Source organism: Streptomyces sp. NBC_00576, from assembly GCF_036345175.1.
In the GTDB taxonomy this organism is placed as follows: Bacteria; Actinomycetota; Actinomycetes; order Streptomycetales; family Streptomycetaceae; genus Streptomyces.
This window is the reverse complement of sequence record NZ_CP107780.1, coordinates 4698363-4714725: the sequence shown is the minus strand read 5'-3', so window position 1 is coordinate 4714725 and position 16363 is coordinate 4698363. Positions and strand designations below refer to the sequence as shown.

The following is a 16363-nucleotide window of genomic DNA, read 5'->3' as shown; positions in this document are numbered from 1 at the left end:
CACTTGGAATGCCAGGCTTTCCACGTCCAGCCGGAGACGTTCATGGCGCCGGCAGGCGAATAGGGGGCTGACATGAACATGCATATGAGCATCAGATCCGTCCGGCCGAGCAGGGGGAGGTGGCGCCGGGCACTGGCCACGGCGGCGGTGCTGGCGACCACTGGCAGCGTGCTCACCGTCGTTTCGCAGCCGGCACAGGCGGCGCTGCCGCAACAGCAGATCGCCGATCCCGTCCACTACTGGAACGATGTCCTGCTCCAGGTCATCCGGCGTGAGGGGGGCGGCCCGGGGCCGATGTCCCGTTCCGCGGCGATGCTGAACGCGGCGATCTACGACGCGGAGAGCTCGTACCAACTGAAGTGGAATGGCAAGATCACCTCGGAGCAGTACATCTACGCCCACAAGTACGACGGCTGGGTCCAGGGTCCCGACGAAGAGGAACGGGTGATCGGCCGTACGGCGTACAACATCCTGCTGGGGCTGTACGAGAACCAGACGCAGTTCCTCGACTCGAAGTTCCTTGAGCGGTTCGGCACCGCGCCCACCGAGTTCGATCTGCTCGACGTCACGGTTGTCAATCGTATGGTCACGCAGATGAGGAACGCGCGAACCGGCGACGGCTCCGCCAATCCCAAGGTGTACGTCGGTGACAACAAGCCCGGCGCGTGGCGGCCCACCAGCTACCCGGACATGCCCGATCCCTCGTGCGAGCGCGACAGCCAGGCAGTCACACCGTTCTGGGGCGAGGTGAAGCCCTTCGCCCTCACCTCCGGCTCGCAGTTCCGCCCGGCGACCCCGGGCCTGTACGGGACGTACGAGAAGCTGCTGGTCAGCGACGCCTACAAGGCGCAGGTCGAGGCGGTGCGGTCGGCCGGCGCCGACAAGCCGACCGCGCGTACGCCCGTTGTCAACCGGACCCCGGATCAGGAGGCGGCGGCCTGGTTCTGGGCCAACGACGAGAACGGCACCTACAAGCCGCCGGGCCAGCTGCTTCAGGCGACCCGGGAGATCTCCGAGGCCCGCCGCCTGAACACGTACGAGAACGCTCGGCTGTTCGCGCTCGTTTCCCTCGCCATGGCGGACGCCGGGATCGCGGTACGGGACGTGAAGTTCCTGACACCGATCGACCTGTGGCGGCCGGTGTCGGCGATCCGGGAAGGCGGGCTCGACCCGGAGTGGAAGCCGCTGCTGAAAACCCGGGCGGGCGTGAACGTCAACCCGTGCTTCCCGGCCTGGGCCTCCGGGCACGCGACGTTCGGCGCGGCCTGGGCAGGGGTGATGAAGCGCTACTTCGGCAGCGACAACATCGCCTTCGACATGACCACCGACGAGCCTCAGTCACCGGTGAAGACCCGCCACTTCACCAGCTTCAGCGCGGCGGCCACCGAGGACGCCTACAGCAGGGTCTGGCTCGGAGTCCACTTCCCGTGGGACGCGGAGGACGGCCTCACCCTGGGCGACAAGGTCGCAGCCCACGTCTTCGCCACGAAGCTGCGCAAGTTCTAGGGCCGGTGCCGGTGCCGGTGCCGGTGCCGGGTCCCGGTTCAGGTCCGGGACCGGGTCCCGTGCCCGGTGGTGCCCCGGACAGGACGGAACTCCTGCTCATCGAGCAGGAGTTCCGTTTGTCGCGGCGTGCTCAGCTCGCGCTGTCCCTCAACTCCTCAAGGAACGGGATCAGCGCCGCGTTGACCTCGTCCGGCCGCTCCTGCTGTGTCCAGTGGCCGCAGCCCTCCAGCACCACCGGCGCGCGCCGCAGATTTGGCATCAACTCCGGGAGCCGCTCGATCAGTTGAGGCGTACCCGGAAACGCCGGCACCAGGTCCTTGTCGCCGTACACGTACAGCGCGGGCGGGCTGACCACCGCCCCGTGCCAGGCCGCCGTCAGTTCCCAGTTGCGGTCGATGTTGCGGTACCAGTTGAGGGCGCCGGTGAAGCTGCCCGCGAAGCTCTCGGTGAGGGAGTCGAGGTCGGCCTCCGTGAGCCAGGCCGGGAGTTTCTCCGGGTCGGGCATCGTGTCCAGCCAGCCCTGGCCGGGCTCGACCAGCGGCTGCCTGCCGCTGCCCGCGCCCGGGCAGTCGCCGGAGGCGCCGTAGAGGACCTGGCGGAGGGTGGTGCGCGGGTCGCGGGCCAGTTCCGCGTCGGCGACCCCGGGGAGGGCGAAGTAGTTCCAGTAGAAACGGCCGCCGAACATCGCCTCCATCACGCCCAGGGGACGGTGGTCGCCCCGGAACGGCGGCGGCACGCTCAGGCCCGCCACCCCGCGTACGACGTCCGGGCGCAGCAGCGCGGTGTGCCAGGCCACCGGCGCGCCCCAGTCGTGGCCGACGACGTACGCCGTCTCCTCGCCGAGCGCGTGGATCAGCCCGACCACATCGCCGACCAGGTGCAGGATGCTGTACGAGGACACGTCCTCGGGGCGGTCGCTCTTGCCGTATCCGCGCTGGTCGGGGGCGACGACCCGGAAACCGGCGGCGGCCAGCGGCCCGAACTGGTGGCGCCAGGAGTGCCAGGACTCGGGGAACCCGTGCAGCAGTACGACGAGCGGGCCCTCGCCCGCCTCCGCGATGTGCAGCTGGATGCCGTTCACGTCCACCATGCGGTGCTCGACCGCCGTGCGGTTCTCAACCATGATGCAAAGGGTATGCGTTGCTATCGCAATCGAAAATCCGGGGTCCTGGCCGAGAACAGTTCCGCCTGTCGGTCGCCCGGGAGGTTGCCGAGCCGGACCAGGTGCGGGGCGTACGCGAGGGCGTGTGCGCGGGCCGCCTCCTTCGCCGCCCACACCGCCCGTACCGTGCCCTGCACCCCCTCAGGCGGATAGGACGCGATGACGCGGGCGCGTTCGACGGAGGCCGCCAACGACCCACCGGGCGCGGTGACTTCACTGACCAGACCGATCTCGTAGGCCCGCGCCGCCGACACGCGCTCCGCCGTCCCCATCAGCGCCATGCGCGCGATCTCCCCGTACGGCATCCGCTGCGCCATGCCCATCGACTCGTACGCGCTGACCATGCCGTACGTGGTGTGCGGGTCGAAGAAGGTCGCGCTCGGGTCGGCGACGATGAACTCCGACTCCGCGAGGAGGTAGAAGGCGCCGCCGCACGCCATACCGTTCACGGCGGCGATCACCGGCTTCCAGAGGTCGTTCGCCTTCGGGCCGATGGAGTCGAGCGGATCGTCCACCATGTAGGGCGAGTTGGGCTGGGGGACGGCCGCGGAGCGGTCGAGGCCCGTACAGAAGGCGCGCGGCCCGGCTCCCGTGAGGACGACGGCCCGTACGGTGTCGTCGAAGCGCAACTCCCGCCAGGTGGCGGCCAGTTCGGCGGCGGTGGCGAGGTCGATGGCGTTGAGTTTCCGCGGCCGGTCGAGGGTGACGACCGCGACCCCGGTCTCCTTGTCGGTCGAGAGGCTCAGGCTCACGGCCGCTCCAGGATCCACTGCGGAAGCCCGGTGGAGGAGAAGACGACCTGCACCCGTGCGCCGATGCGAATCCGGTCGGGGGAGAGGGAGTTGAGGGGCGCGTCCGGACCGGTGACCAGGTTGCCGACCAGCCGGATGCGCGGTGCGTCCGCCAGTTCGACGACGACCACGTTGTACGGGGCCTGCTCGGCGTAGTCCGGGAGGAGCGGGGGATGCGGGACGACGTACGACCAGACGCGTCCGCGTCCGCTGACCGCGCGCCACTCGCTCGCGAAGGACTGGCAGTGGGGGCAGCAGGGGCGGGGCGGGAAGCGGGGCTCGGCGCAGTCCGCGCAGGTCTGGACGGCGAGTTCGCCCCGGGCCGCGTGCTCCCAGAAGGGGGCGCCGTCGTCGTCGACGACCGGTGTCAGCATCTCTCAGCTCCTTAGGAGAAGGGCGGAGGTGGGGACGCCCTCACCTGCGGTGACCAGGCAGGTGGAGGCCCCCGGGACCTGGGCGGTGCTGGTGCCGCGCAGTTGCCGTACGCCCTCGGTGATGAGGTTGAAGCCGTGGACGTACGCCTCGCTGAGACCGCCCCCGCCGGTGTTGAGCGGCAGCCGGCCGCCGATCTCCAGGGCGCCCCCCTCGGTGAAGGCGCCGCCCTCACCGCGTCCGCAGAAGCCGTAGCCCTCCAGGGAGAGGGGGATGAGAGCGGTGAACGCGTCGTAGATCTGGGCTACTTGGACATCGTCGGGTGTGAAGTCGGCGTGTTTCCAGAGGTGTCGGGCGGCTGTCCAGGCCGGGCCGGTCAGCGGGTCGTCGTTCCAGTAGTTGACCATGCCGTGGTGCTGGGCGGGCAGGCCCTGGGCGGCGGAGTGGATGTACACGGGCGCGCGGCGGCAGTCGCGGGCCCGCTCGGCGGAGACGATCACGCAGGCCAACGCCCCGTCCGTCTCAAGGCAGTTGTCGAAGAGGCAGAGGGGTTCGCTGATCCAGCGGGAGGTCATGTACATCTCGCGGGTGAGCGGCCGGTCGTACATGATCGCGGCCGGGTTCTGGTTCGCCCGGTTGCGACAGGCGAGGGCGACGTTGAAGAGGTGGTCGCGGGTCGTGCCGTACTCGTGCATGTGGCGGCGGGTGAGCATGGCGATCTCGTCGGAGGGGCGGAGGAGCCCGAAGGGGCGTGTCCACTGGGCGGGGGTGGGGAGTTGGGCGCTGGTGTTACGCCAGGGCCGGGGTCCGGAACCCCTCTTCCGCGACCTCCAGGCGACGCCGACCGTGGCCTGCCCGGTGGCTATCGCGGCGGCGAGATGGGCGACGGTGGCACAGGAACCGCCGCCGCCGTAGCCGACCTTGGAGAAGAAGGTGAGGTCACCGAGGCCGAGCGCCTTGGCGACCTCGACCTCGTCGGTCTCCTCCATGGTGTAGGAGGCGAGGGCGTCGACCTCGGTGGGAGAGATGCCGGCGTCGTCGAGCGCGGCGAGGATTGCACGGCATGCCAACGTTCGTTCATTTTCGGGGAGTTGGCGCGCGAAGGGGGTCTGTCCGATCCCGGCGATGGCGGTGGCGTCCTTGATGCCGGCCGTAACTGGCGCTAGTGCCATGACTGCACACACCTCCGCAAGCGTGCCCGGCTGCTGACAGGGCGTCAGGTTACAGCTAATCTGACGGTCAGTCAGCTCCTGTGTGTCGGGGTGTTGGGGTGCTGGAGAGTTGTGGGAGGCCGGCTGTGCGCGGTGACTTGGAGTGGGGCAGCATTCCGGGGCTGGTCCGGGCCGCGGTGGAGCGGTACGGCGACACCGAGGCGGTCGTCGACGGCCGTACGCGTGTCTCGTACGCGGAGTTGGGCGCCCGCGTGGAGCGGGCGGCGGCGGCCTGCGTCGCGAGCGGGGTGGCGGCCGGCGACCGGGTCGCGATCTGGGCGCCCAACTCTCTCGACTGGATGGTCTCCGCACTGGGCGCGGTGTCGGCGGGCGCGGTGCTCGTACCGCTGAACACGCGCTTCAAGGGGGCGGAGGCGGCGTACGTACTGGGGCGCAGCCGGGCGCGGCTGCTGTTCGTGACGGGGACGTTCCTGGGCACGTCGTACGTGGCCTCCCTGAGGCGGGCGGCGGGGCACGGTGACGGTCAGGGCCCGTTGCCGGGGCTGCCGGAGCTGACGGACGTGGTGGTGCTGGGGGAGGACGCGCCGGCTGAATTCCGTACGTGGAAGGACTTCCTGGCGGGCGGCGAGGGGATGGACCCGGCGGTCGTCCGGGCGCGGGCGGAGGCGGTGGAGGGTTCCGATCCCTCGGACATCGTCTTCACGTCGGGCACGACCGGGCGGCCGAAGGGGGCCGTGATCACGCATGCGCAGTCCCTTCGGGCGTACGAGATCTGGAGCGAGTTGGCGGGGCTGCGGGAGGGGGACCGCTATCTCGTCGTGAACCCGTTCTTCCACACCTTCGGCTACAAGGCGGGGGTGTTGGCGTGCCTGATGCGGGGCGCGACGGTGATCCCGCAGCCGGTGTTCAACGTCGACACGGTGCTGGCGAACGTGGCGGCGGAGAGGGTGTCGGTCCTGCCGGGGCCACCCACTCTGCTTCAGTCGCTTCTCGACCACCCGTCCCGGGGCGCGTACGACCTGTCGACGCTGCGGCTGGTGGTGACGGGGGCGGCGGTGGTCCCGTTGCGGCTGGTGGAACGGTTGCGTACGGAGCTGGGTGTGGCGACCGTCCTCACGGCCTACGGGCTGTCGGAGGCGAGCGGGATCGTCACGATGTGCCGCCAGGGGGATGCCGTGCCGGTGATCGCTTCGACTTCCGGGCGGGCGATCCCGGGGGTGGAGGTGAGGGTGGAGGCGCCTGTGGGCGAGCCCGGGGAGGTGCTGGTGCGGGGCTTCAACATCATGCGGGGGTACTTCGAGGACGCGGACGCCACGGCTGAAGTCGTCGCGGGGGAGGGGTGGTTGAGGACGGGGGATGTCGGCGTGCTGGACGGCGACGGCAACCTGCGGATCACCGACCGGCTCAAGGACATGTTCATCGTCGGCGGCTTCAACGCGTACCCGGCGGAGATCGAGCAGCAGCTCGGGCTGCATCCGGATGTGGCGGACGTGGCGGTGATCGGGGTGCCGGACGCGCGGCTGGGGGAGGTCGGGAAGGCGTATGTGGTGCGGCGGCCGGGGGTGAGTCTTACGGGGGACGACCTGATCGCTTGGGCTCGGCGGGAGATGGCCAACTACAAGGTGCCGAGGGCTGTGGAGTTTGTGGGTGCGCTGCCTCGGAACGCGAGCGGGAAGGTGGTCAAGGGGGAGTTGCGGGAGGGGAGTTGAGGGAGAGGGAGGTTGCGCAGCGGGCGGGTCAGGACGACTCGGCCGTCGACGACTACGGCGTTCCCCTCGCGGCCGTCGGGCGGCAGCGAGCCGTGCTCGTCGGGCATGAGGTCTACCAGGGGCCGTACGCCAAGGCGGCGGCCCTCGCGCACTCCCTCGGCCGTATGCGCTGGCTGGAGCGGTCGAATCTCAAGGCGGCCGTCGCGGTGGCCCACGCATACCTCGTCGCCTCCGGTATTCCGGCCAAGCTCGACCAGCAGCGGGTCTCCGCACTCGCGAACGAGCTGAAGAGGGAGAGCTGCACGGTCCGCAGCGTGACCGAGTTGCTCAAGTCCTGGGCTGTGTGACGGCCTTGGTGAACGGGTGCCGGGGTCGGGGCGGTTGTCGCCCCGGCCCCGGCGCAGTCTGTACGGCCCTCCTCGCGTCACGGGCCGGTTGTGGCGCGGTGGATGGGCGGTTCGTCCGGTGGTGTGCTCATGGGGAAGGTTCTCGCCGTCAGTGCGCCTGGGGTTGGGTGCGCCGGGCGTAGGCGCGTGCCGCGCGGGCGCGGTCGCCGCAGCGGGTGGAGCACCAGTGGCGGCGGCCGGTGCGCAGCAGGTAGCGGTTGCAGGGGGCGGAGCCGCAGGCGGCGAGGCGTTCGGCGTCGGGGCCGGTGAGCAGGTCGGCGGCGTTGGCGGCGAGGACCGCGAGGGCGTGGTCGAGGATCTGCGTCGTGGGGTGTGAGGCGGCACGGTGCAGGCCGTGGGTCTGGTCCCAGCACAGCAGGGAAGCCGCGGGTGCCCGGGTCAGCGCGTCGTTGACGGCGGAGAGAGCGCTCGGTGGGGCGACGTGCCCGTCGACCCGGGAGGCGAGCAGTGCGCGGATCTGTTCGCGCAGCGACCGCAACCGTGCGGCGCACACCTCCCGCAGTCCGGCGTCGGCCGGGGCGAGGCCGCGTTCTGTGAGCCACTGATCGGCCGCCTCCGGGGTGCCGAGCAGGTCGAGGAACTGGCCGCCAGGCAGGGCCGGAGCGCTGTTGGCGAAGTCGAGTGCCGGGTACTGCTCCACCCCCGGTGCGGGCGGCGGGGGCGGCTCGGCGGCCACGGGCATTCTCATGGTTCTCATGGTACGACTTGCCGCCATCCGTGAGAAACGGCTACCTTCATCTCACGGATAACCCTTCTCTCATCCGTGAGGTGTCTTCTTCCATGGCTTCTGTCGGCACGCCCAGTGAGCAGGTTCCCGTCCGCGTGTTCGGCGGCCCGACCGCCCTCATCGAGTACGGCGGGCTGAGGTTCCTCACCGACCCCACCTTCGACCCGCCCGGCGACTACCCGGCGCCCAAGGGTCCGCCCCTGACCAAGACCGCGCCCTCCTCCGTCACGCCCGCCGACCTCGGCACCGTCGACGCGGTCCTGCTCTCCCACGACCAGCACCCCGACAACCTCGACCACTCCGGCCGGACCCTCCTCGCCGACGTACCCCTCACTCTCACCACCCCCAGCGGCGCGGACCGTCTCGGTGGCACCGCCCAGGGTCTCGCGCCCTGGGAATCCGTCGCCCTGCGCCGCCCCGACGGCGGCACCGTGACCGTGACGGGCGCGCCCGCCCTGCACGGACCCGAGGGTGTCGCGGAGGTGGAGGCGATCGCCGGCGAGGTCGTCGGCTTCGTCCTGACCGGGGACGGCCTGCCCACGGTGTACGTCAGTGGCGACAACGCCTCGCTCACCCTGGTCAAGGAGATCGCCCAGCGGTTCGGCCAGGTCGACACGGCCGTCCTCTTCGCCGGGGCTCCCCGCCGCCCCATCTTCGACGGCGCGCTGCTCGTCCTCGACAGCGCCCAGGCCGCCGAAGCGGCCACCATCCTCGGAGCACGCCGGGTGGTACCCGTCCACTGCGACAGCTGGGCCCATTTCACCGAAGGCCGCGCCGACGTGGTGGCCGCCTTCACCGCCGCGGGCCTGGCCGACCGGCTGCAACTGGACTGACGGCGCCGGCCGACGGCACATACGGCGGCAGCCGCGGGCACGTGCTCCGCGGCTGCCGGTGGTTGTGTCGTTGTGTTCTCAGCGGCCCGCCGTCACCGGAGCCTGCTTCTGCTCCGCGGCGTCCGGGACGGCCCCGGAAGTCTTCGCCGCGGCCTGGGCGACCGCCGTTCGCTTCGCGATCCGGCGCAGGTAGAGGTTGTTGAAGACCAGTGCGAGGGCCGTCAGCGAGGCGCCCACCACCTGCATGCCCGCGGGGACCGCACCGGTCAGCGCGGAGATGACGAAGGCCGTGACCGGGACGACGTCCATGAAGAGGACGCCGTTGAGCGGGCCCAGGTACTTGTTGCCGAAGTTCCAGCCGAGCACGCCCACGAAGCCGGCGATGACGCTCATGTAGGCGAGCTCCGGCAGGATCGTGCCCACGGCGTGGGCCGACGGGACCGGGACGCCGCCCGCGGCCAGGATGATCGCGGTGATGACCGTGGCGCTGCCGAGTCCCAGAACCGTGGTGATCGCCGTGTACTTGATCGGTGACCAGGTCGGGAAGTAGGACGCGCCGGCCGTGTAGACCACCCAGCACAGAGCGGCGAACAGCAGCAGCGCGTCGGGGCCGAAGTCCGACAGGTGGGAGAACAGGGAACCGAGGTCGCCCTCCGAGACGACGAGGATGACGCCGACGAAGGACATGGCGATGAACGCCAGCGCGCCCTTGGGCGGCACGACCTTGCGCAGCACCCAGTTCACCAGGAAGCCCATCATCGGCATGGTCGCCATCATGATCGAGGCGTTGAGGGCGCCCCGCTCGCCGATGAGGTCCTGGCCGAAGAACACCAGGAACTGGAAGCCGGCGAAGCCCGCGGTACCGAACAGCCAGGCCAGGCCGATGCGTTCGCCCTTGAGCTTGAGGCCCGCGGCGCCCTCGCGGATCCGCAGGAACAGCAGGAACATGGCGCCGGCGATCGCGTATCGCATGCAGGTGAAGGTGAACGGGTCGATGTGCCGCAAGGTCACATCCATGATGGGGAACATCGCTCCCCAGGACACGGTGGCCACGAGGCAGAGCAACACGCCCCGGGTGTAGTTCTTCTGATCGACCATGACTCTTCCAGTCGGGTTGGGGACGGACAACGGAGGGACAGACAAGGGAAGGACGGACAAGGGAAGGACCGAGAACGGACAGGCGGAGAACAGAGGTGGACGGCGCCGTACGGCGGGCGGCGGTGCGGAATCAGGCGGGGACGAGGCGCGTCGCACGCTCGGCCGCGGCGGCCCGTACCAACGGGAGGACCATCTCCAGCAGTTGGGCCGCCCGGACCTTGCCGGTCGGGCTGAACGGGATCGCCTCGACCGGGACGACGTACGCGGGCAGGCAGGGCACGCGCCGCTCGCACGCGGCTTCGACCGCCCGTCGGCCGCTCTCCAGGCGCTCCGGAGCGACCGCGGCGAAGGGTACGACCAGTACCTCGCCCACCTCGGGGAGCCGAGTGCGCAGCACGGCCGTCTCCCGGACGCAGGGCAGGTCCATCAGGTCGTTCTCCAGACCGAAGATGTTGACGTCGAGCGGCTTGCCCCCCGCCGCCTTGGACACGCCGTCGTTGCGGCCGGTGAGTTCGAGCCGCCCGGCCTCGTCGATGAAGCCGCTGTCGCCGGTGAGCAGGAAGCGCTGGGTCCGGCCGCCGTGGTCGAGGGTGAGGAAGCCGGGCTCGGCGGCGGCGTACGTGTCCATCAGCTGATAACTGGCGATCGCCACCCGGCCCCGCTGCCCCTTCGGCAGCGGACGGTCCTCCGGATCCAGGACGGCGATCGTGTTGCCCGGCATGGGCCGGCCGGAGCGGCAGGGTGCCACGTGCAGTTCCTCGGGGCCGATCATCACGTTCACGCCGGTCTCGGTGGTGCCGTAGTAGAGATGCAGCACCGCGCCCAGGCGGTCCCACGCGCTGTTGACGACCCAGCGGTTGAGGTGGCGTCCGCCGGAGAGGACGAAGTGCAGCCGCGAGGTCCTGTGCAGGTGCTCCGACGCCGGGTGTGCCACGACCCTGGTCAGAACGGGCGGCACCATGAGCGTGGTGGAGACGCCCTCGTCCTGGATCAGCCGGATCAGCTCGCCGACGTTGTCGTACGGACCGAGGACGATCGTTCCGCCGAGGGTGAGGAAGATACGCGCCCAGCCGGGTCCTGAGGCGTGGTAGAGCGGGACGGTCACGAGGTGCACATCGTCCTCGTCGAAGGAGTACTGGTCGACCAGATCGGCGAACCGACGCGCCTCGAACGAGGTCCGGCGGATCACCAGCTTCGGGATACCGCTGGTGCCGGAGGTGAAGGAGAACGCCTCGAAGGGCTGTTCCACCGGCTGCGGTTCGCCGGGGGCGGCCAGCAGCAGATCGGTGAAGGCGACGCCCGGCGAGCCCTTCGGGGGGTCGCTGTCGAGGCGTATGTCCAGCACGTCGCGGTCGGCGGGCCAGCCGGCCTCCGTCAGGATCTGCCGGTGCGTGGTGGTACTGATGACGACGGTGGGCCGGAGCTGCTCCAGAGCACCCGAGGTGGCCCGCGGTCCCGCGGTGTGGTCGAGGCCGACGCAGGGGATGCCGAGCGAACTGAGGGCCGCCATGGCGACGACCAGTTCCCAGCGGTTCTCGGCGACGAACACCGCGCGGGCCGGGCGCCTTTCGGGCAGTCGGAGTTCGATCGCGCTTGCCACCCGGGCGACCTTGTCGGCCAGGTTCGCCCAGGTCAGCCGGACGTCGCCGTCGACAATGGCGAGGTGGCCGGGCCGGCGCGCGGCGTGCGCACGGATGTCTGTCAGCTTGATCATGGGTCAGTTCCTTCCCGTCATGGCAAGTCGTTCTGTTGAGTCGGCGGTGGTGGTGGCGGTGGTGGCGGTAACGGCGGTGGTGGCTCCGTTGGTGGCGGCCGTCGTGGTGGCCGAGTGCCGCAGCGTGTAGATCTCGCATCCGCTGGAGCGCAGCGCGCCGATCTCCTCAAGGGTCCGGTCGCACAGCCGCTCGCCCGGCACCGTGATCGGGATGCCCGGCGGGTACGCGATGATGAAGTGCTCGGAAGTCCCCTGCGTCAGTGCCGCGGACGCCGTCCGGTAGGTGCGCTGGATGGTGCGCAGCGCGTCGAGCAGACGCAGCAGCATGGCCTCGTCGACCCCGATGTGCAGGTGGAAGAGCACGGCGTCGCCGCTCTCGCGGGCCACGTACAGGGCGTACTCGTCGAACAGGATCCGCCGGAAGTCGGCGGCGGTGATCCCCAGCGCGCTGATGTCGACCAGCACCCTGGTCGGGTCGTCGCTCACCAGCAGCGCGGGGTCGGTGAGGTGTCCCTCCGGCCCGAGCGCTCGATACGCGGACAGCCGTGGGTCGGTGCCGAGTTCGCCGCGCAGGGTGCGGGCCAGGGTCAGCGACCGCTCCAGCAACGCCTCCCCCTCGGTCTCCGCCTGCAGCCGTGCCAGGTCCAGGCTGGCCAGGACGGGGAAGCTGGGCGAGGTGGTGTGGTGCTGGAACAGCGCCTGCGCCATGCGCTCCTGCGCCTCGCCGTCGCCGACCAGGTGCAGGTACGAGCCCTGCCGCAGCGCCGACATCGACTTGTGCGCCGAGTGCGTCACGGCCACCGTCATCGCCAGATCCGGCTCGGTCCGGCGCAGCACCTCCACGGCATGCAGCGCGGTCAGCGGGCGCAGCCGGGGATGGAAGCGGTGCACCGCGCCCCAGGCCTCGTCGACCAGGACGTGGACCCCGGGGTGGGCCGCGGCCAGCTCGGCGAGGACGGTCGGCAGGTCGTAGCGGACGCCGTCGTACGAGACCGCCGAGAGGACCACGATGTCGTAGGGCCGCTCCTCCACCACGGCCCGGCGGAACATCTCCAGCAGGCGGGGCAGGTCGCCGAACGTCCGGGGGCAGTCGCCGCAGCACTTCTGCATGGGGGCGTACGTGACGTCCGCGCCGAGCCCGCCGAGTGCGAAGTGCACGGACTGGTGGCAGCTGCGGTCGGCGAGCACGCGGCTGCCGGGGCGGGCCAGCGCGGTCAGCGCCGCGCGGTTCGCGGTGCTGGTGCCGGTCGACAGGAAGTACGTCGCATCGGCGCCGAAGCTGTGGGCCGCGAGGCGCTGGGCCTCACGGAGTGGGCCGCGGGGTCGGAAGAAGGAGTCGAGCATGGTGCCGCTGTACGACACGTCGGCGGCGAGGTGGGCCACTCCGAACAGGGCCTCGTACGAGGCGCGGATCCCGGAGTCGCGGATGGAACGGCCGTTTGAGAGCGGGAGGGCGTGGAACGAGGCGATGTCCCTGCGGGCCACTGCCAGCACGGCGTCGGCCAGCGGTGCCCTGCTCGCCCGGTGGTGCCCGGGGAGAGGTGATGGCGCACTCTCCCCGGGCACGGGATGGGAGCTGGTGGATTCGGTCATGGTTCGAGTAAAACAAAACCTTCGCGAAGGAATCAAATATTATCGGGATCCCTGATGAACGCGGAAGGAGCGGCTGCGGCGGCTACGCGCGGTCGTCCGTGAACACCCCGGCGGCGTACGCGGCCGCCGACGGCCCCGGTTGCAGGGTCGCGTGGGCGGCCACCGCGTGGATGTCACGCCAAGCGCGTTGCAGGGGACTGTCCTGACTCAGGGCGCGCACGCCCGCCGTGCGGAAGAGGCGCTCCACCGCGCCCGCCAGGAGGTCGACGGCTACCGCCGCGTCACGCTGGTTGCGGGCCGCCGTCTCCGGCTCGAACGCCGCCGGAGGGGTCAGCGCCGCCCGGTCCGCCCGGTTCGCCGCCGTCTCCAGCAGCAGCTGGGCCGCGTCGATCTCGGCGGAGCAGCGGGCGAGGGTCTGCTGGACGCCGGGATCGCCGGACACGCCGCGCTGCCGGGCGAGCGCTGTCCACGAGTCGAGGGCGCCCCGGGCCGCCCCGAGGGCGGGCGCGCAGAAGAAGAGCGAGGCGACCAGGGTGTACGGCACCCGATGGCAGGGGGCCGCGTCCGCGTCCCGCACGCCGGTCAGCAGGACGTCCCGCAGAAAGGAGCGGTGCTCCGGCACAAAGACGTCGTCGACCGTGACCGTGTCGCTCCCGGTGCCCCGCAGGCCGACGCTGTCCCAGGTGCGGTGGACCCGGACATCCCGACGGGGCAGCGCGAGGACGCGGTACTGCGGCTGCCCGGCCTCCGGGTCCTCGATCGTGGCCAGGAGTATCCAGTCCGCGTGGTCCGCTCCGCTGGCCCACGCCCAGCGCCCGGTCAGCCGCCAACCGCCGGGGACACGGGCCACTTGGCCGGACGGTGGGACGACCGCCGCCGCGATCGCGGTGTCGGGGGTGTCGGCCCACAGCTCCGCCTGCGCGCGCTCCGGGAGATGGGCGGCGAGCCGGGCGTGCCCGGCCTGTAACGCGCAGCACCAGGCGGTGGAGGCGCAGCCCTCGCCGACCGCGGCCACGGCGTTCACCAGTTCGGTGAAGCCGCCCGCCCGGCCGCCCCAGCGGCGCGGCACGAAGTGGCGGGCGAATCCGGCCGAGGGGAGGGCGTTGACCACCTCCGGGTGCAGTCGCCCGGCGTCCTCCGACGCGCGGGCGTACCGCGCTGCGAGTGCGGTGACGGCGGTCGGGGCGAGGGGGGTGGCGGGGAGTGCAGTGGTCATGGTCCTGCCTTTCGGTGTGGGTGTGGGTGTGGGTGTGGGGTGGGCCGGCCGCTGGGGCCGTGCCGCTTCTGCCGTTGTGCTGGGTTGCGTGCCCCGGGTAGAAAAAAATTCGATCGAGAAGGTATTTTCTTGGGATGCTAATGAGAGCGAGGACGAGGTGAAGCAGGACAGAGCGCGCCGTACGTACGATCAGCTCCTCGACTCGGCGGCGACCGAGTTCCTCCGCCACGGCTTCACGGGGACGAACCTGGCCGCCGTGGCGGCCCGTTCACAGGTGACGAAGGGAGCGCTCTACGGCCACTTCGCGTCCAAGGCGGAGCTGGCCGACGAGCTGACCCGGCGGTTCGAGGACACGTGGGCGCAGTTGCTGTCGTCCTCCGGACGGAGTGACCGGTCCCTGGTGTGCACCCTGCGGGAACTCACGACCGAACTCGCCCGGCGGCTGGACGACGACCCGCGGTTCGCGGCGGGCCTCAGGCTGGCCACGGACGCCGCTCGCGTGGACCGGCGTGAGCCGGCGCCGATCGGCGAACTGCGCGACGTGCTGGAGAGCCTGGTCCGGGAAGCCCAGCGGGACGGTCGAACCCACACCGAGCAGCGGCCCGAGGTGCTGGCCCGGCTCGTCCTGGTCCTGCTGCTCGGTACGCACTCCACCCGGTGGGGGGCGGAGGGAGGCGGACTCGCCGAGCAGGTGCGGGAGATCTGGGACGTGGTCCAGCCGGTGATGGCCGAGCGCCCCGCCGGGGGACCTCCGAGGGTGCCGTACTGAGGGCAGTGCCGCACGAGCGACCACGGGCCGGCCGTGGCCGGTCGCGCCGATGCGGCACAGCCGAGTGAGTCACAGCCGCGTGACGTCACAGCCCCGCGCCCCTTACGGGGCGCGGTCTCACGCCGGACTGAGACAGGTTCGCTCAGCCCCTGGACGGCAGGACGCGCGCCGTACCTCGACCGGGGCACCGCGCGCGTCAGGCCGCCGCGTGCAGTGCCCCGGTCGAGGCGGGCCCCGGCAGGCGTGCCCAGTGCAGGCGACGGGCGTGGACCGTCAGGGTCGGGTCGGTGCCGACCACGACCGGATGCCCGACGCCGCTGAGGAGGGGGAGGTCGCTCGCGTCGTCGCCGTACGCGAAGCACTGCTCGGGGGTGAGCCGGAACGAGGCCATGATCCGCTGGGTGGCCTCCGCCTTGGCCTCGCCGAGCATCGGCCGATCGGTGATCTCACCGGTCAGCACACCGCCCACCGCCTCGGGTGTCGTGCAGACCAGCAGGTCGGCGCCGACCGCCCGGCTGATCGGGGCCAGGCAGGCGGCGAAGGAGCCGGAGACCAGGACCGTCAGGTGCCCGGCGTGGGCGTGGCGCCGTAGCGCGTCCCGTACGGGCGGGTGGAGAAGGCCCCGGACACGCTCCCGGGCGAACCAGAGCCGGCCGCTCTCCTCCAGGTCCGCCTCGCGGGTGCCGCGCAGCAGACGGTAGTAGTCGCGGTTCACCTGCTCGCGGGGCACGCCCGAGCGGAGCCGGCGGCCGAGAGAGGTGCGGGCCGCGGTCAGGTCCGCGGGATCGCGACCCTCGCGGTCCCAGTGGAAGGCGAGGAAGCTCATCATGCTCTTGCAGGTGATCAGCGTTTCGTCCACGTCGAAGAACGCGGCTCTGAGGGGGTCGATCGTCATGGGACAAGAAACCTCGTGGGTCTTCGTGGGCTCGTCGAAGAGCCCGCCGTCAACGGCTTGTCGGGTGCGGGTGCGGGTGCGGGTGGCCGGTCGGCCGGCGCGGAGCGGAGGTCCATGTGCGCGGTCTCGACCAGGTCGAGAATCCGGTCGGCGTACGGCCGCAGTCGGGCCCCGGCCGAGGTGAGCTCGACGGAGCGGTTGCCGCGGCGCACGAACAGGGGCATGCCGACGGATTCCTCAAGGCCCTTGATCTGGGCCGTGATGCTGGGCTGGGAGTAGTTCAGGTTCCGGGCCGCCTGGGTGAAGCTGAGTTCGCGCGCGACCTCGCGAAAGGCACGCAGACGCTGGAGTTCCACGGAAGTTCCCCTGTCTCGGGCGTACGTGAACCGGTCAGCCATT

At 71.1% G+C, this 16363-nt stretch carries 16 protein-coding genes; 5 read left to right on the top strand and 11 right to left on the bottom strand.

Features of this window, described 5'->3' with window-relative positions; genetic code table 11:
- The first annotated feature begins 84 nt into the window (after positions 1 to 84).
- Positions 85 to 1506 carry a vanadium-dependent haloperoxidase gene (locus tag OG734_RS20030; RefSeq protein ID WP_330288894.1) on the top strand — a complete coding sequence of 474 codons (1422 nt, stop codon included), beginning with the start codon at positions 85 to 87 and terminating at the stop codon, positions 1504 to 1506.
- Between the two features lie 130 nt (positions 1507 to 1636).
- Here OG734_RS20030 and OG734_RS20025 read toward each other — a convergent pair whose 3' ends face one another.
- Genes OG734_RS20025 through OG734_RS20010 form a run of 4 tightly spaced genes read right to left on the bottom strand, consistent with a single transcriptional unit; the run spans position 1637 to position 5003 of the window.
- Complete coding sequence (locus OG734_RS20025) at positions 1637 to 2596, bottom strand: alpha/beta fold hydrolase (RefSeq protein WP_330293719.1); 960 nt, start codon at positions 2594 to 2596, stop codon at positions 1637 to 1639.
- Positions 2597 to 2649: 53 nt separating this feature from the next.
- Positions 2650 to 3420 carry an enoyl-CoA hydratase/isomerase family protein gene (locus tag OG734_RS20020; RefSeq protein WP_330288893.1) on the bottom strand — a complete coding sequence of 257 codons (771 nt, stop codon included), beginning with the start codon at positions 3418 to 3420 and terminating at the stop codon, positions 2650 to 2652.
- The gene (locus tag OG734_RS20015; RefSeq protein ID WP_330288892.1) at positions 3417 to 3833 is read right to left on the bottom strand and encodes a Zn-ribbon domain-containing OB-fold protein; all 417 of its coding nucleotides are present in this window, start codon (positions 3831 to 3833) and stop codon (positions 3417 to 3419) included. The genes OG734_RS20020 and OG734_RS20015 overlap by 4 nt, the downstream gene beginning before the upstream one ends.
- Before the next feature lie 3 nt (positions 3834 to 3836).
- Positions 3837 to 5003, bottom strand: a complete 1167-nt coding sequence (locus OG734_RS20010; protein WP_330288891.1) for a lipid-transfer protein — start codon at positions 5001 to 5003, stop codon at positions 3837 to 3839.
- 125 nt (positions 5004 to 5128) lie between these two features.
- On the opposite strand from OG734_RS20010, the gene OG734_RS20005 reads away from it, so the two are divergent.
- Both OG734_RS20005 and OG734_RS20000 read left to right on the top strand, forming a co-directional pair.
- Entirely contained in the window at positions 5129 to 6712 is a 1584-nt protein-coding gene (locus OG734_RS20005; protein ID WP_330288890.1) for a FadD3 family acyl-CoA ligase, read from the top strand.
- The gene (locus tag OG734_RS20000) at positions 6709 to 7059 is read left to right on the top strand and encodes a fic family toxin-antitoxin system, toxin component (RefSeq protein WP_330288889.1); all 351 of its coding nucleotides are present in this window, start codon (positions 6709 to 6711) and stop codon (positions 7057 to 7059) included. Before OG734_RS20005 ends, OG734_RS20000 begins: the two co-directional genes overlap by 4 nt.
- Before the next feature lie 148 nt (positions 7060 to 7207).
- On the opposite strand, the gene OG734_RS19995 is transcribed toward OG734_RS20000, so the two are convergent.
- Positions 7208 to 7816, bottom strand: a complete 609-nt coding sequence (locus OG734_RS19995) for a CGNR zinc finger domain-containing protein (protein WP_330288888.1) — start codon at positions 7814 to 7816, stop codon at positions 7208 to 7210.
- Positions 7817 to 7899: 83 nt separating this feature from the next.
- On the opposite strand from OG734_RS19995, the gene OG734_RS19990 reads away from it, so the two are divergent.
- Entirely contained in the window at positions 7900 to 8679 is a 780-nt protein-coding gene (locus OG734_RS19990) for an MBL fold metallo-hydrolase (protein ID WP_330288887.1), read from the top strand.
- Between the two features lie 78 nt (positions 8680 to 8757).
- On the opposite strand, the gene OG734_RS19985 is transcribed toward OG734_RS19990, so the two are convergent.
- From OG734_RS19985 to OG734_RS19970, 4 genes are all read right to left on the bottom strand, one after another.
- Positions 8758 to 9777: a DMT family transporter gene (locus tag OG734_RS19985; protein WP_330288886.1), complete on the bottom strand. Its 1020-nt coding sequence runs from the start codon at positions 9775 to 9777 to the stop codon at positions 8758 to 8760.
- Positions 9778 to 9907: 130 nt separating this feature from the next.
- Positions 9908 to 11491, bottom strand: a complete 1584-nt coding sequence (locus tag OG734_RS19980) for a class I adenylate-forming enzyme family protein (RefSeq protein WP_330288885.1) — start codon at positions 11489 to 11491, stop codon at positions 9908 to 9910.
- Between the two features lie 3 nt (positions 11492 to 11494).
- The gene (locus tag OG734_RS19975) at positions 11495 to 13084 is read right to left on the bottom strand and encodes an arginine decarboxylase (RefSeq protein ID WP_330288884.1); all 1590 of its coding nucleotides are present in this window, start codon (positions 13082 to 13084) and stop codon (positions 11495 to 11497) included.
- 82 nt (positions 13085 to 13166) lie between these two features.
- The gene (locus OG734_RS19970) at positions 13167 to 14300 is read right to left on the bottom strand and encodes an acyl-CoA dehydrogenase family protein (RefSeq protein ID WP_330288883.1); all 1134 of its coding nucleotides are present in this window, start codon (positions 14298 to 14300) and stop codon (positions 13167 to 13169) included.
- Positions 14301 to 14457: 157 nt separating this feature from the next.
- Between OG734_RS19970 and OG734_RS19965 the strand changes: the two genes are divergently transcribed.
- Positions 14458 to 15069, top strand: a complete 612-nt coding sequence (locus tag OG734_RS19965; RefSeq protein ID WP_330288882.1) for a TetR family transcriptional regulator — start codon at positions 14458 to 14460, stop codon at positions 15067 to 15069.
- Positions 15070 to 15265: 196 nt separating this feature from the next.
- Here OG734_RS19965 and OG734_RS19960 read toward each other — a convergent pair whose 3' ends face one another.
- Together OG734_RS19960 and OG734_RS19955 are read right to left on the bottom strand one after the other, a co-directional pair.
- On the bottom strand, positions 15266 to 15964 hold the full coding sequence (locus OG734_RS19960) for an HAD family hydrolase (protein ID WP_330288881.1): 699 nt from the start codon (positions 15962 to 15964) through the stop codon (positions 15266 to 15268).
- Positions 15961 to 16320, bottom strand: coding sequence for a LysR family transcriptional regulator (locus tag OG734_RS19955; RefSeq protein WP_330288880.1), 360 nt, complete (start codon positions 16318 to 16320; stop codon positions 15961 to 15963). The genes OG734_RS19960 and OG734_RS19955 overlap by 4 nt, the downstream gene beginning before the upstream one ends.
- Between the last annotated feature and the right edge of the window lie 43 nt (positions 16321 to 16363).

What these genes read in the sequence shown, in the direction of transcription:
- OG734_RS20030 (WP_330288894.1), top strand. Translation starts at nt 85, where the DNA reads ATGAGCATCAGATCCGTCCGGCCGAGCAGGGGGAGGTGGCGCCGGGCA.
- OG734_RS20025 (WP_330293719.1), bottom strand. Translation starts at nt 2,596, where the DNA reads ATGGTGGACGTGAACGGCATCCAGCTGCACATCGCGGAGGCGGGCGAG.
- OG734_RS20015 (WP_330288892.1), bottom strand. Translation starts at nt 3,833, where the DNA reads ATGCTGACACCGGTCGTCGACGACGACGGCGCCCCCTTCTGGGAGCAC.
- OG734_RS20010 (WP_330288891.1), bottom strand. Translation starts at nt 5,003, where the DNA reads ATGGCACTAGCGCCAGTTACGGCCGGCATCAAGGACGCCACCGCCATC.
- OG734_RS19995 (WP_330288888.1), bottom strand. Translation starts at nt 7,816, where the DNA reads ATGAGAACCATGAGAATGCCCGTGGCCGCCGAGCCGCCCCCGCCGCCC.
- OG734_RS19990 (WP_330288887.1), top strand. Translation starts at nt 7,900, where the DNA reads ATGGCTTCTGTCGGCACGCCCAGTGAGCAGGTTCCCGTCCGCGTGTTC.
- OG734_RS19985 (WP_330288886.1), bottom strand. Translation starts at nt 9,777, where the DNA reads ATGGTCGATCAGAAGAACTACACCCGGGGCGTGTTGCTCTGCCTCGTG.
- OG734_RS19980 (WP_330288885.1), bottom strand. Translation starts at nt 11,491, where the DNA reads ATGATCAAGCTGACAGACATCCGTGCGCACGCCGCGCGCCGGCCCGGC.
- OG734_RS19975 (WP_330288884.1), bottom strand. Translation starts at nt 13,084, where the DNA reads ATGACCGAATCCACCAGCTCCCATCCCGTGCCCGGGGAGAGTGCGCCA.
- OG734_RS19970 (WP_330288883.1), bottom strand. Translation starts at nt 14,300, where the DNA reads ATGACCACTGCACTCCCCGCCACCCCCCTCGCCCCGACCGCCGTCACC.
- OG734_RS19960 (WP_330288881.1), bottom strand. Translation starts at nt 15,964, where the DNA reads ATGACGATCGACCCCCTCAGAGCCGCGTTCTTCGACGTGGACGAAACG.